Origin of the sequence: Streptomyces olivochromogenes (genome assembly GCF_001514115.1) — a bacterium.
In the GTDB taxonomy this organism is placed as follows: Bacteria; Actinomycetota; Actinomycetes; order Streptomycetales; family Streptomycetaceae; genus Streptomyces; species Streptomyces olivochromogenes.
The window spans coordinates 138,877-151,864 of record NZ_KQ948462.1; the positions used below are offsets into that span (position 1 = coordinate 138,877).

Sequence of the window (12,988 nt, forward strand, 5' to 3'; positions counted from 1 at the left end):
AGTGGCAGGACCGGCAGGAATTCTGCAGTTTCCGCGATCGAAGGGACGTACATGCCCATGGGTCACACGGCCACAGCTGAGGCAGGCTCCGGCGGCCTGACAGCGACCGAGCACCGCCTGGCCAACGGCCTGCGCGTGGTGCTCTCCGAGGACCATCTGACCCCGGTCGCGGCGGTGTGCCTCTGGTACGACGTCGGCTCACGGCACGAGGTCAAGGGCCGTACCGGCCTTGCTCACCTTTTCGAGCACCTGATGTTCCAGGGCTCCGGCCAGGTGAAGGGCAACGGCCACTTCGAACTGGTGCAGGGCGCGGGCGGCTCCCTCAACGGAACGACCAGTTTCGAGCGCACGAACTACTTCGAGACGATGCCCGCCCACCAGCTGGAGCTCGCCCTCTGGCTGGAGGCCGACCGCATGGGCTCGCTGCTGGCCGCGCTCGACGACGAGTCCATGGAGAACCAGCGGGACGTCGTCAAGAACGAGCGCCGCCAGCGTTACGACAACGTGCCCTACGGCACCGCCTTCGAGAAGCTGACCGCGCTCGCCTACCCCGAGGGCCACCCGTACCACCACACCCCGATCGGGTCGATGGCGGACCTGGACGCGGCGACCCTGGAGGACGCCCGCGCCTTCTTCCGCACCTACTACGCGCCGAACAACGCGGTGATCTCCGTGGTCGGGGACATCGACCCACGGCAGACGCTCGCGTGGATCGAGAAGTACTTCGGCTCCATCCCCGGGCACGACGGCAAGCCCGCCCCGCGCGACGGCTCGCTGCCCGAGGTCATCGGCGAGCAGCTGCGCGAGGTCGTCGAGGAGGAGGTCCCGGCGCGCGCCCTGATGGCCGCCTACCGGCTCCCGGAGGACGGCACGCGCGCGGCCGACGCGGCCGACGTGGCGCTCACCATCCTCGGCGGCGGCGAGTCGTCCCGGCTCTACAACCGGCTCGTACGCCGCGACCGCACCGCCGTCGCGGCAGGGTTCGGCGTGCTGCGGCTCGCCGGAGCGCCCTCCCTGGGCTGGCTGGACGTGAAGACGTCCGGTGACGTCGAGGTCCCGGTGATCGAGTCCGCCGTCGACGCGGAGCTCGCCCGGTTCGCCGAGGAGGGCCCCACGGACGAGGAGATGGAGCGCGCCCAGGCCCAGTTGGAGCGCGAGTGGCTGGACCGGCTCGGCACGGTCGCGGGCCGCGCCGACGAACTGTGCCGGTACGCCGTCCTGTTCGGCGACCCGCAGCTCGCCCTGACGGCCGTACAGCGCGTCCTGGACATCACGGCCGAGGAGGTCCAGGAGGTCGCAAAGTCCCGCCTGCGCCCCGACAACCGCGCGGTGCTCGTGTACGAGCCGGTCGCTGCCGGCACCACCGAAGAGGACGAGGAGGCGGCGAAGTGACCGAGCTCGCCACCATGGACTTCCATCCGCAGCCCCAGGCGGGTCAGCCCAAGCCCTGGGCCTTCCCGGCGCCCGAGCGCGGCACGCTGGACAACGGCCTGACCGTGTTGCGCTGCCACCGCCCCGGCCAGCAGGTCGTCGCCGTCGAGGTGCTGCTCGCCGCGCCGCTCGAGGCCGAGCCCGTGGGCCTCGACGGCGTCGCCACGATCATGGCGCGCGCCTTCTCCGAGGGCACCGACAAGCTCTCCGCCGAGGAGTTCGCCGCCGAGCTGGAGCGCTGCGGCGCCACCCTCGACGCGCACGCCGACCACCCCGGCGTGCGGCTGTCGCTCGAAGTGCCCGTCTCGCGCCTGCCCAAGGCGCTCGGGCTGCTCGCCGACGCCCTGAGGGCACCGGCGTTCGCGGACAGCGAGGTCGAGCGGCTGGTGCGCAACCGGCTCGACGAGATCCCGCACGAGACGGCCAACCCGGCCCGGCGTGCCGCCAAGGAGCTCTCCAAGGAGCTGTTCCCGGCGACCTCGCGCATGTCGCGCCCGCGCCAGGGCACCGAGGAGACCGTCCAGAAGATCGACTCGGCGGCCGTACGCGCCTTCTTCGACAAGCACGTACGTCCCGCCACGTCCGTCGCCGTGATCGTCGGCGACCTGACCGGCGTCGACCTCGACGCGCTGCTCGCCGAGACGCTCGGCGACTGGACCGGTTCGTCCGCCGAGCCGCGACCCGTGCCGCCGGTGGCCGCCGACGACACCGGCCGTGTGATCATCGTGGACCGCCCCGGCGCGGTCCAGACGCAGCTGCTCATCGGCCGCGTCGGCGCCGACCGGCACGACCGTGTGTGGCCCGCCCAGGTGCTCGGCACGTACTGCCTCGGCGGCACCCTCACCTCGCGCCTGGACCGCGTCCTGCGCGAGGAGAAGGGCTACACCTACGGTGTGCGGGCGTTCGGTCAGGTCCTGCGCGCCGCGCCGGACGGAACCGGTATCGCGATGCTCGCCATCAGCGGCTCCGTGGACACCCCGAACACCGGCCCGGCGCTCGACGACCTCTGGAAGGTGCTGCGCACCCTCGCCGCAGAGGGCCTGACGGACGCCGAGCGCGACATCGCCGTACAGAACCTGGTGGGGGTGGCGCCCCTCAAGTTCGAGACCGCGGCGGCCGTCGCGGGCACGCTCGCGGACCAGGTCGAGCAGTACCTGCCGGACGACTACCAGGCGACGCTGTACCAGCAGCTCGCCGCGACCGGCACCGTGGAGGCCACCGCGGCCGCCGTGAGCGCCTTCCCGGTGGACCGTCTGGTGACCGTCCTCGTCGGCGACGCCGCGCAGATCCAGGAGCCCGTCAAGGCCCTCGGAATCGGTGAAGTGACCGTCGTTTCGGCGGAGTAGAGGTTCAACGGAGCGTGACTCCGTAGGGCCCGGGTGACTGATCAGTCGCCCGGGCCCCTTTTTGATCGGATTTCCGCTCGGGTTTTCGCTCGGGCTTCATCCCCAAGATGTCCGTATTGGTAGGGAGGTTGCCCGTCTGCCCTGTGGCATGCACTACAAAAGCCGTGATCCGTTTGTTGATTGAAAGACGCCCGTCTAGCGTCGGTGCGGCTGTTCGTCAGGCAGTGCGCCGCGCCCGCGGCACCGGACAGTCATCGCCGAGTCCCCGTACGGCGCGAGCCAGGGGAGCCGGGGACCCACACGTAGTCCCTGGGGTGAATCGGACGCCCTCCCTGGAGGGGGTCCGTAGGAGACCTTCCTGCTCCGAACCCGTCAGCTAACCCGGTAGGCGAGAGGGAAGGAAAGGACCAGCCCCTACATGGCGTTCACCTGTGGCCCCGGGAAACACCGCCGTCCGAGCCGCGTGAAGCGCTCCACCACGAACGCCGTCGGCGTCGCCGCGCTCACCACCACCGGTGTCATCGGAACCCTGGCCGCCCCGGCACTCGCCGCGGACGCCTCCGTCGAGCAGACCGGGCTGACCCAGGCCGTCACCCTCGGCGACAACGTCGCCGCCCAGATCGACGCGCAGGCCGCCGCCCAGCAGCGCGCCGCCGACGAGGCCGCCGCGCGCAAGAAGGCCGAAGAGGCCGCGCGCAAGAGGGCCGCCGAGGAGGCGAAGAAGGAGCGCGAGGCCAAGGAGCGTGCCGCCCGCGCCGCCGAGCGCAAGCGCCTCAACACCTTCGTCCTGCCGATCACCGGCTCGTACATCTCCACCGGCTACAAGACCGGCGGCAGCCTCTGGTCCTCCGGCAGCCACACCGGCGTCGACTTCCACGCCGCCTCCGGGACCTCGGTCCACGCGGTCGGCTCCGGCACGGTCGTCACGGCCGGCTGGGGCGGCGCGTACGGCAACCAGATCGTCCTGAAGATGCACGACGGCACCTACACGATGTACGGCCACCTGTCGTCCATCGGTGTCTCCGTGGGGCAGACGGTCACCCCGGGCCAGCAGATCGGCCTCTCCGGCTCCACCGGGAACACCACCGGGCCGCACCTCCACTTCGAGGCCCGCACGACGGCGGAGTACGGCTCCGACATGGACCCGGTCGCCTACCTCCGCTCACACGGCGTGAACGTCTGACACTCGCACATCCCTAACGTCTGACGACCCGCGTCAACACTTCCGAAGCCCCGGCTCCCCTCAGCCGGGGCTTCGTCGTTTCGAACGACTGTCTGTCCAAAAAATATCCATGGATTCCGGCCCGCCATCGGAAATTCCGGCTCTCTGCAATAGAGTCACTGAACAAGCGTCAATCGACCGCGTTTCGCGGGGATTAAGGCGGAGGTCCGGTCATGCGCATTCCCGCGCACTCGGTATGCACGGCGATCCGTGACGACATCGTCGCGGGTGTCTACGAGCGCGGCAGCCGGCTCACCGAGGAACTGCTCGCGCGGCGCTACGGCGTCTCGCGGGTCCCCGTGCGCGAGGCCCTGCGCACGCTGGAGGCCGAGGGCTTCGTCGTCACCCGTCGGCACGCGGGCGCGTGCGTCGCGGAGCCCACCGAGCAGGAGGCCGCGGACCTGCTCGAGATGCGCATGCTCCTGGAGCCGCTGGGCGCCGCGAGGGCCGCGCAGCGGCGTACCGAGGCCCACCTCAAGGTGCTTCGAGGCCTGGTCAGACTGGGTCAGGAGCGGGCCAGGAGGGGGAACAGCGAGGATCTGCGCTCGCTCGGCGGCTGGTTCCACGAGACCCTGGCGCAGGCCTCCGGGAGCCCCGCGCTGACCTCCACGCTGGCCCAGTTGCGGCACAAGATCGCCTGGATGTACGCGGTCGAGGCGCCGGCCAATCCGGCGGAGTCCTGGGCGGAGCACGGCGGGATCGTGGACGCGGTGGCGCGCGGCGACAGCGAGCGGGCGCGGGCGGTCATGGCGCTGCACACCGAGCGCGCGACGGTCGCGCACCGGCTGCGCTTTCCCGGCGGGGGAGATCGTCCGGAGCGTGTGAGGACTTCGCAACATCCCGTAAACATGACGGGCGTGCGTCATTAACACCGGCACCGTATACAAAGAGAGGTAATTCGCGGGGGATTATTTCTGCTGCCCGTAATTGGGAAAAGCGAAGGGCCCGCCCGATGTTTTCAGGCGAGCCCTTTGAATGCGTGCGGGGTGGGGTCTTTTGGTGCGAAGACCACTCCCGCCATCAATTGAGGAACCCCGCTCGAGGGCTCTTTCTCAGACGGTCTCGGGGAGCTCCTCGAGACCCTCCGCCACCAGCTTCGCCAGCCGGTCGAGCGCGGCGTCCGCGCCCTCGGCGTCCGAGGCGAGGACGATCTCCTCGCCGCCCTGGGCGCCCAGGCCGAGGACCGCCAGCATGGAGGCCGCGTTGACGGGGTTGCCCTCCGCCTTGGCGATCGTCACGGGGATACCGGAGGCCGTGGCCGCCCGGACGAAGATGGAGGCGGGACGGGCGTGGAGGCCCTCGGCCCAGCCGACGTTGACGCGGCGCTCAGCCATGTGATGCTGCCCTTCAGGTGTTCAGGGTTGTCTAGACCAGTGTTCCACAACGTGAAGCGAGTCCGGGCAGGGTGTTGTTCCCGTCCCGAACTCCGCGTCGGATCCCGGCCTGGAACCGACTTCGGTGCCCCTAGCCTGCCTCGCGCCGTTGTCGGACGCGAGCCGTACTCTGGGGCCCATGCAGACCTCGTCGGACCGGCACGAGTACCCCTCCCACTGGGAGGCCGACGTGGTGCTGCGCGACGGCGGCACCGCCCGCATCAGGCCCATCACCGTCGACGACGCCGAGCGGCTGGTGAGCTTCTACGAGCAGGTCTCGGACGAGTCGAAGTACTACCGCTTCTTCGCGCCCTACCCGCGCCTGTCCGCCAAGGATGTCCACCGCTTCACGCACCACGACTTTGTGGACAGGGTGGGACTCGCGGCCACGATCGGCGGCGAGTTCATCGCCACCGTACGCTATGACCGTATTAATGCCGATGGTCGGCCCGCCTCGGCACCCGCCGACGAGGCCGAGGTCGCCTTCCTCGTGCAGGACGCCCACCAGGGCCGCGGCGTCGCCTCGGCCCTCCTGGAGCACATCGCGGCCGTCGCCAGAGAGCGGGACATCCGCCGTTTCGCCGCCGAGGTACTGCCCGCCAACAGCAAGATGATCAAGGTGTTCACGGACGCCGGGTACCAGCAGAAGCGGCACTTCGAGGACGGCGTCGTACGCCTGGAGTTCGACCTCGAACCCACCGACCGCTCGCTCGCCGTGCAGCGCGCGCGGGAGCAGCGCGCCGAGGCGCGGTCCGTGCAGCGACTGCTCGCACCCGGCTCGGTCGCCGTCATCGGAGCGGGCCGCACCCCCGGCGGGGTGGGACGCAGCGTCCTCGACAACCTGCGCGAGGCCGGGTTCACCGGGCGGCTGTACGCCGTGAACAAGGCACTCCAGGAGAAGGACCTCGACGGCGTCCCGGCCCACCGCTCCGTCCGCGACATCGCCGAGCCCGTCGACCTCGCGGTCGTCGCCGTGCCCGCGCCGTACGTCCCCGAAGTCGTCGCCGAGTGCGGCGAGCACGGGGTGCAGGGCCTCGTGGTCGTCTCCGCCGGGTACGCCGAGAGCGGCCCCGCCGGACGCGAGCGCCAGCGCGCACTCGTCCGCCAGGCCCGTACGTACGGGATGCGCATCATCGGACCGAACGCCTTCGGGGTCATCAACACCTCCCCCGAGGTGCGCCTCAACGCCTCGCTCGCGCCCGAGATGCCGCGCCCCGGGCGGATAGGCCTGTTCGCCCAGTCCGGCGCGATCGGGATCGCGCTGCTCTCCCGGCTGCACCGGCGCGGCGGCGGCGTCACCGGCGTGACCGGAGTGTCCACCTTCGTCTCCTCCGGGAACCGGGCGGACGTGTCCGGCAACGACGTACTCCAGTACTGGTACGACGACCCGGACACCGACGTCGCCCTGATGTACCTCGAATCCATCGGCAACCCGCGCAAGTTCACCCGGCTCGCCCGGCGGACGGCGGCGGCCAAGCCGCTGGTCGTGGTCCAGGGCGCGCGGCACGCCGCCGCTCCCCAGGGGCATGCCGTACGGGCCACCCGGCTGCCGCACGCCACCGTGTCCGCGCTGCTGCGGCAGGCCGGGGTGATCCGGGTCGACACGATCACCGAGCTGGTCGACGCGGGGCTTCTGCTGGCCCGCCAGCCGCTCCCCGCGGGACCGCGGGTGGCCATCCTCGGCAACTCGGAGTCCCTGGGGCTGCTGACGTTCGACGCGTGCCTCGCCGAAGGACTGCGACCGCTTCCTCCGCTGGATCTGACCACGGCGGCTTCGTCGGAGGACTTCCACAGGGCGCTGACGAAAGCCCTCGCCGATGACAGGTGCGACGCCGTGGTGGTGACCGCCATTCCGGCGGTGGGGGAGACGTCGGCCCAGGACGCGGCCCTGGCGGAGGCCCTGCGATCGGCCTCGGCCTCGGCCCCGGCGAAGCCGGTGCTCGTGGTGCACGTCGAGCTCGGCGGGCTCGCGGAGGCCCTGTCGGCGGCGGCCAGCACCGCACCACAGGCGGCGTCCACGGCACCCGGCGCGGGTCAGGCACCCCGTCCCATCGAACGCCCGGCCACCACGGTCAGCGGCCCCTCGGAGGCGAGCCCCCGGCTCATCCCCGCCTACCCCGCCGCCGAGCGCGCCGTCCGCGCCCTCGGCGAGGCCGTGAAGTACGCCCAGTGGCGGCGCGAGGTGGCCGACCCCGGCAAGGTCCCCGAGTACGAGGACATCGACGAGAAGGGCGCCGCCGAGCAGGTCGACGAGCTGCTCTCCCGGGGCTCGGGACTGACGCTCGCCCCCGAGGACGCCTGCGTGCTGCTCGGGCGGTACGGCATCGACGTACACCGGGCACTGCCCGCGCCGACACCCGACGAGGCCGCGGCGGCCGCGCGCACCCTCGGTTACCCCGTGGCCCTCAAGACCACCGCACCGCACCTGAGGCACCGCGCCGACCTGGGCGGCGTACGCCTGGATCTGACGGACGAGGCGCAACTGAGGAGGGCGTACGCGGAGTTGACCGAGCTCTTCGGAACGCCGGAGGTGCTGCGCCCGGTCGTGCAGGGCATGGCGCCGCGCGGGGTCGACACGGTCGTACGGGCCGTCATCGACCCGGCGGCCGGAGCGGTGCTCTCGTTCGGCCTGGCCGGAGCCGCGTCGGAGCTGCTCGGGGACACGGCACACCGACTGGTTCCGGTCACCGACCGGGACGCGAGCTCGCTGGTCCGGTCGATCCGGACGGCGCCGCTCCTGTTCGGCTGGCGTGGCTCGGCGCCGGTCGACACCGTGGCCCTCGAAGAGCTGATGCTGCGCGTCTCGCGGCTGGTCGACGACCACCCGGAGGTCGTCGCCGTCTCCCTGGAGCCGGTGGTGGTCGCTCCGCGCGGCCTGAGCGTGCTCGGCGCCACCGTGCGGCTGGCCCGCGCCCCCGTCCGCGACGACCTGGGCCCCCGCACGCTTCCCGTCGTCTGAGCCGTACCGGACCCGCCGTCTCAGCTGTATCGGACCCGCCGTCCGAGCCGTACCGGCGTCCGCCGCCGTCGGCGATTCGTTCTGATCCGTCCACGACAGACACCCGCGAGCGGTGCCTCGCAGTCAGTGGGCCACCGTAGGATGGACGTCATGGCCAAGACCAGTACGACGACCCAGGGGCTGCGAGCGGCGATCGAGCGCAGCGGCTACTACCCGGCCCTCGTGGCCGAGGCGGTGGAGGCCGCGATCGGCGGCGACACCATCCGGTCGTACCTGGTCCACCAGGAGACGACGTTCGACGCCAACGAGGTGCGCCGGCATGTGACCGTGCTCGTCCTCACCGGCAACCGCTTCATCGTGAGCCACACCGACGAGCAGAACGCGGACACGACCTCACCGACGCCGTACGCCACGACCTCGACCGAGTCCGTGAAACTCGGCCGGATCTCGTCGGTCGTCGTCAGCCGGGTCGTCGCCAATCCCGAGTCGTACACGCCGGGCACGCTGCCCCGCGAGGTCGTCCTGACCATCGGCTGGGGCGCGGTCTCCCGTATCGACCTGGAGCCCGCTGCCTGCGGCGACCCCAACTGCGAGGCGGACCACGGCTACACGGGCAACTCGACGGCGGACGACCTGAGCCTGCGCGTCAGCGAGGCCGGGGACGGCCCGGAGACGGTGCGCCAGGCCCTCGCCTTCGCGCAGTCCCTCTCCGAGGCGACCGCGGACGTCACCCGCTGATGGCGCTGCCCACCTGGGACCACCCGGAACCGCTGGCCATCGATTCCGCGCCCGTCCCCGAGTACGGCGCGGGCTCGCTCGCCGATCTGCTGCCCACGCTCGCCGCCGGCATGGGCGTCCCTGGCATGACCACCGCCATACCGGAACTGACCGAGGCCGACCGGAACTGCGTCTTTCTGATCGACGGTCTCGGCTGGGAGCAACTGAAGGCGCACCCGGACGAGGCCCCCTTCATGAGCTCCCTCCTCGGCAGCTCGCGCGGCGGCACCGGCCGGCCGATCACCGCCGGCTACCCGGCGACCACCGCGAGCTCCCTCGCCTCCGTCGGCACGGGCCTGCCACCCGGCGCGCACGGCCTGCCCGGCTACACCGTGCGCAACCCGAGGACCGGCGAGCTGATGAACCAGCTGCGCTGGAGTCCCTGGACGGAACCCCGCGTCTGGCAGCCGTACCCCACCGTCTTCCAGCTCGCGGACGCGGCGGGTGTGCACACGGCCCAGGTCTCGTCCCCGACCTTCCAGAACACCCCGCTCACGAAGATCGCCCTGAGCGGCGGAACGTTCCACGGGCGGCTGTCCGGCGAGGACCGCATGGACCTCGCGGCCGAACAACTGGCCGCCGGCGACCGCTCGTTGGTGTACACCTACTACGCCGAGGTGGACGGCAAGGGCCACCGCTTCGGCGTCGACTCGGACCCCTGGCGCGGTCAGCTGATGTACGTCGACCGCCTGGTCCAGCGCCTCGCGGAGCAACTGCCGCCGCGCGCGGCGCTGTACATCACCGCCGACCACGGCATGATCGACATCCCCTTCGACGAGCAGCACCGCATCGACTTCGACGAGGACTGGGAGCTGCGCGCGGGAGTCGCCCTGCTGGGCGGCGAGGCCCGGGCCCGGCATGTGTACGCCGTCCCGGGTGCCGAGGCGGACGTCCTGACCTGCTGGCGCGAGGTGCTCGGCGAGCAGTTCTGGGTGGCTTCACGCGACGAGGCGATCGCGGCGGGCTGGTTCGGGCCACAGGTCGACGAACGCGTCTACGCCCGGATCGGCGACGTCGTGGCGGCGGCCTGCGACGACGTCCTGATCGTCGCGACCGAGCGGGAGCCGAAGGAGTCGGCGATGGTCGGCAACCACGGTTCGATGGCGCCGGTGGAGCAGCACGTTCCGCTCCTGGAAGTACGTACCTGACCCCTCCCCGCCCGACTCTCCTGCGCCCGCCCCCATTCTTGCCGAAAGGTGCTCAACCCCCCATGCCCGAGCTGGTGTTCTTCTCCGGAACGATGGACTGCGGGAAGTCGACGCTGGCTCTCCAGATCGAGCACAACCGCTCGGCCCGGGGCCTGCAGGGCATGATCTTCACGCGTGACGACCGCGCGGGGGAGGGCAAGCTCTCCTCCCGCCTCGGCCTGGTCACGGACGCCGTGGAGGTCGCGGACGACCAGGACCTGTACGGGTACCTCGTCGACCACCTCTCCCAGGGCGGCCGGGCGGACTACGTGATCGCGGACGAGGCGCAGTTCCTGGCCCCCCGCCAGATCGACCAACTGGCCCGGGTGGTCGACGACCTGGGGGTCGACGTCTTCGCGTTCGGAATCACCACCGACTTCCGCTCCAAGCTCTTCCCCGGCTCCCAGCGCCTCGTGGAGCTCGCCGACCGGGTCGAGGTCCTCCAGGTCGAGGCCCTGTGCTGGTGCGGCGCCCGTGCCACCCACAACGCCCGCACGATAGGCGGCGAAATGGTCGTCGAGGGCGCCCAGGTGGTCGTCGGCGACGTCAATCAGGCGGAGGACATCGGCTACGAGGTCCTGTGCCGGCGACACCACCGGCGCCGGATGACGGCGGCGACGGCTCGCGCGGGCGCCCTCTCGCCCGACGTACTGCCGATCGCCTCCGCCTGACCCTCAGCGCGCCGCGTGCGTCATCGCTCGGTGCGGATCACCGAGAACACCGCGCCCTCCGGGTCCGCCACCGTGGCCACCCGTCCGTAGGGCGAGTCGTGGGCCGCCTTGAGGAGGTGTCCGCCGAGGTCGGTGGCCTGGGCGACGGCCTCGTCCACGTCCGCGACCTCGAAGTACGTCAGCCAGTGCGGGCCGCGGTCACGGGGCAGGCCGTGGCCGACGCCGTGCATGCCTGCCACCGGGCGGCCGTCGATGTGCAGGGTCATGTAGTCGAAGTCGGCCGAGACGACCGGCTCCGGCTCGTGTCCGAAGACCCCCTGGTAGAACTTGACGACGCTCTCGGTGTCACGGGTCACCAACTCGATCCAGGCGGGCGTGCCGTGCACCCCGTGGAGCGCCGTTCCCAGATGGGCCGCCGCCTGCCAGACTCCGAAGACGGCGCCCGTGGGGTCCGAGGCGATCAGCAGCCGCCCGGCCTCCCCGGCGTCCAGGGGACCCACACCCACGGTGCCGCCGCAGTGCCGTACCGACTCGGCGGTGTGGTTCACGTCATCCGAGGCGAAGTACGGCGTCCAGGCGATCGGCAGATGCCGGTCGGGTGGCATCTGTCCGATTCCCGCCACCTCGTGACCGTCGAGCAGGGCCCGCGCATACGGGCCGAGCTGCCGTGGGCCCGGCTGGAACTCCCAGCCGAACAGCTCTCCGTAGAACTCCTGGGTCGTGGCCATCCCGTGCACCATCAGGCTCACCCAGCAGGGCACGCCGGGTGCGTGTCGAGCGTTCGTGGTGCCGTTCGGGCCGGCCGACTCCCGTGCCTCCGTCATCGTCACTCTCTTCTCGGCCCCTCGCGGTGGCCGTTCACCTTCCGCCTACCAACACGCGTACCGCAATCGCGCGCGTGCACGCCCCGTGCAGATGCTCGCACCACCCGTCACCCTGCGCGCCCCGGCGGCGTCATCGTGTAGTGGTCCACTGCCGGAGAATGCCCGATGAGCCGTTTCCCATCCGTTTCCGCGCGATTGCCGGGGAGTGTCCATCGGCTGTACAGCATGTGCCCGATCCGGTACGCCCGGTGATCGGACCTGTCCGGCCGAGCAGAGTAGCCGGACCTGGACGCCGGGGCCACCCCGTACGCAAGGATGGTGGCCATGAACGCCATCATCTCCGCATCCGAACTCGCGAGCGACCTGGTGGGACCGAACCCGCCGGTCGTGCTCGACATCCGCTGGCAGCTCTCCACGGCGACGGCCGCCGGGGCCGCCCCCTTCGACGGCCGGGCCGCCTACGCGGCAGGGCACATCCCCGGCGCGGTCTTCGTCGACCTGGATGCCGAACTGGCCGGGGAGCCGGGCGAGGGCGGCCGCCATCCACTGCCCGACCTGGAGGCCTTCGGCGAGGCGATGCGGGCCGCAGGAGTGTCCGCGGACCGGGACGTCGTCGTGTACGACGGTGGCGTGGGGTGGGCCGCCGCGCGGGCCTGGTGGCTGCTGGGCTGGACGGGGCATCCGTCGGTGCGCGTGCTTGACGGCGGGCTGGCCGTCTGGAGCGGGCCGGTGTCCTCGGAGGTCCCCGAGCCCGCCCCGGGAACCTTCGAGCCGGTCGCGGGCGCCCGGCCGCTGCTGGACGCGGACGGGGCCGCCGCGCTCGCCCGTACGGGGCTGCTGCTCGACGCCCGGGCCGGTGAGCGCTATCGGGGCGAGGTCGAGCCGATCGACCCCGTGGGCGGGCACATCCCGGGCGCGGTCTCGGCGCCGACCACGGAGAACGTCACGGAGACCGGCGAGTTCCGGCCATCGGACGAGCTCGCGGAGCGCTTCAAGTCCCTCGGCGTGACCGGCACTTCGGAGGTCGGCGTCTACTGCGGTTCGGGCGTGTCCGCCGCCCATGAGGTACTGGCGCTCGCCGTCGCGGGCGTGCCGGCCGCGCTGTACGTGGGGTCCTGGTCGGAGTGGTCGCGGGACGGCGGCCGTCCGGTCGCGGTGGGTCCCGACCCCCAGTAACGGCAAGTCGTGATGGGTCCCG

At 71.6% G+C, this 12,988-nt stretch carries 11 protein-coding genes and 1 riboswitch; of the genes, 9 read left to right on the top strand and 2 right to left on the bottom strand.

What is annotated here, in order from left to right:
* The first annotated feature begins 51 nt into the window (after window positions 1-51).
* From AQJ27_RS29695 to AQJ27_RS29710, 4 genes are all read left to right on the top strand, one after another.
* The gene (locus tag AQJ27_RS29695) at window positions 52-1,392 is read left to right on the top strand and encodes a M16 family metallopeptidase (RefSeq protein ID WP_067375290.1); all 1,341 of its coding nucleotides are present in this window, start codon (window positions 52-54) and stop codon (window positions 1,390-1,392) included.
* Window positions 1,389-2,777, top strand: coding sequence for a M16 family metallopeptidase (locus AQJ27_RS29700; RefSeq protein WP_067375292.1), 1,389 nt, complete (start codon window positions 1,389-1,391; stop codon window positions 2,775-2,777). Before AQJ27_RS29695 ends, AQJ27_RS29700 begins: the two co-directional genes overlap by 4 nt.
* A 245-nt stretch (window positions 2,778-3,022) precedes the next feature.
* A riboswitch (cyclic di-AMP (ydaO/yuaA leader) is annotated at window positions 3,023-3,183 on the top strand.
* A 12-nt stretch (window positions 3,184-3,195) separates the two neighbouring features.
* Window positions 3,196-3,960 carry a M23 family metallopeptidase gene (locus AQJ27_RS29705; RefSeq protein WP_067375294.1) on the top strand — a complete coding sequence of 255 codons (765 nt, stop codon included), beginning with the start codon at window positions 3,196-3,198 and terminating at the stop codon, window positions 3,958-3,960.
* Window positions 3,961-4,172: 212 nt separating this feature from the next.
* Window positions 4,173-4,868 carry a GntR family transcriptional regulator gene (locus tag AQJ27_RS29710; RefSeq protein ID WP_067375296.1) on the top strand — a complete coding sequence of 232 codons (696 nt, stop codon included), beginning with the start codon at window positions 4,173-4,175 and terminating at the stop codon, window positions 4,866-4,868.
* A 183-nt stretch (window positions 4,869-5,051) separates the two neighbouring features.
* On the opposite strand, the gene AQJ27_RS29715 is transcribed toward AQJ27_RS29710, so the two are convergent.
* The gene (locus AQJ27_RS29715; RefSeq protein ID WP_054229914.1) at window positions 5,052-5,333 is read right to left on the bottom strand and encodes an HPr family phosphocarrier protein; all 282 of its coding nucleotides are present in this window, start codon (window positions 5,331-5,333) and stop codon (window positions 5,052-5,054) included.
* A 178-nt stretch (window positions 5,334-5,511) separates the two neighbouring features.
* Here AQJ27_RS29715 and AQJ27_RS29720 point away from each other — a divergent pair, with 178 nt between their 5' ends.
* From AQJ27_RS29720 to AQJ27_RS29735, 4 genes are all read left to right on the top strand, one after another.
* Complete coding sequence (locus tag AQJ27_RS29720) at window positions 5,512-8,331, top strand: bifunctional acetate--CoA ligase family protein/GNAT family N-acetyltransferase (RefSeq protein ID WP_067375298.1); 2,820 nt, start codon at window positions 5,512-5,514, stop codon at window positions 8,329-8,331.
* Window positions 8,332-8,481: 150 nt separating this feature from the next.
* Window positions 8,482-9,069, top strand: a complete 588-nt coding sequence (locus AQJ27_RS29725; protein WP_067375300.1) for a DUF5998 family protein — start codon at window positions 8,482-8,484, stop codon at window positions 9,067-9,069.
* A complete protein-coding gene (locus AQJ27_RS29730) occupies window positions 9,069-10,256 on the top strand; it encodes an alkaline phosphatase family protein (protein WP_067375302.1) in 1,188 nt (395 codons plus the stop codon). Before AQJ27_RS29725 ends, AQJ27_RS29730 begins: the two co-directional genes overlap by 1 nt.
* A 62-nt stretch (window positions 10,257-10,318) precedes the next feature.
* Entirely contained in the window at window positions 10,319-10,966 is a 648-nt protein-coding gene (locus AQJ27_RS29735; RefSeq protein ID WP_067375304.1) for a thymidine kinase, read from the top strand.
* Window positions 10,967-10,986: 20 nt separating this feature from the next.
* Here the strand turns inward: AQJ27_RS29735 and AQJ27_RS29740 are convergent, their stop codons facing one another.
* Entirely contained in the window at window positions 10,987-11,790 is an 804-nt protein-coding gene (locus AQJ27_RS29740; protein WP_067375306.1) for a VOC family protein, read from the bottom strand.
* Window positions 11,791-12,114: 324 nt separating this feature from the next.
* Between AQJ27_RS29740 and AQJ27_RS29745 the strand changes: the two genes are divergently transcribed.
* Window positions 12,115-12,966, top strand: coding sequence for a sulfurtransferase (locus AQJ27_RS29745; protein WP_067375308.1), 852 nt, complete (start codon window positions 12,115-12,117; stop codon window positions 12,964-12,966).
* Window positions 12,967-12,988 lie beyond the last annotated feature (22 nt).

Excerpts from the sequence above, each read along its gene's own strand:
- AQJ27_RS29695 (WP_067375290.1), top strand. The coding sequence starts at position 52 with ATGCCCATGGGTCACACGGCCACAGCTGAGGCAGGCTCCGGCGGCCTG.
- AQJ27_RS29705 (WP_067375294.1), top strand. The coding sequence starts at position 3,196 with ATGGCGTTCACCTGTGGCCCCGGGAAACACCGCCGTCCGAGCCGCGTG.
- AQJ27_RS29710 (WP_067375296.1), top strand. The coding sequence starts at position 4,173 with ATGCGCATTCCCGCGCACTCGGTATGCACGGCGATCCGTGACGACATC.
- AQJ27_RS29715 (WP_054229914.1), bottom strand. The coding sequence starts at position 5,333 with ATGGCTGAGCGCCGCGTCAACGTCGGCTGGGCCGAGGGCCTCCACGCC.
- AQJ27_RS29720 (WP_067375298.1), top strand. The coding sequence starts at position 5,512 with ATGCAGACCTCGTCGGACCGGCACGAGTACCCCTCCCACTGGGAGGCC.
- AQJ27_RS29725 (WP_067375300.1), top strand. The coding sequence starts at position 8,482 with ATGGCCAAGACCAGTACGACGACCCAGGGGCTGCGAGCGGCGATCGAG.
- AQJ27_RS29730 (WP_067375302.1), top strand. The coding sequence starts at position 9,069 with ATGGCGCTGCCCACCTGGGACCACCCGGAACCGCTGGCCATCGATTCC.
- AQJ27_RS29735 (WP_067375304.1), top strand. The coding sequence starts at position 10,319 with ATGCCCGAGCTGGTGTTCTTCTCCGGAACGATGGACTGCGGGAAGTCG.
- AQJ27_RS29740 (WP_067375306.1), bottom strand. The coding sequence starts at position 11,790 with ATGACGGAGGCACGGGAGTCGGCCGGCCCGAACGGCACCACGAACGCT.
- AQJ27_RS29745 (WP_067375308.1), top strand. The coding sequence starts at position 12,115 with ATGAACGCCATCATCTCCGCATCCGAACTCGCGAGCGACCTGGTGGGA.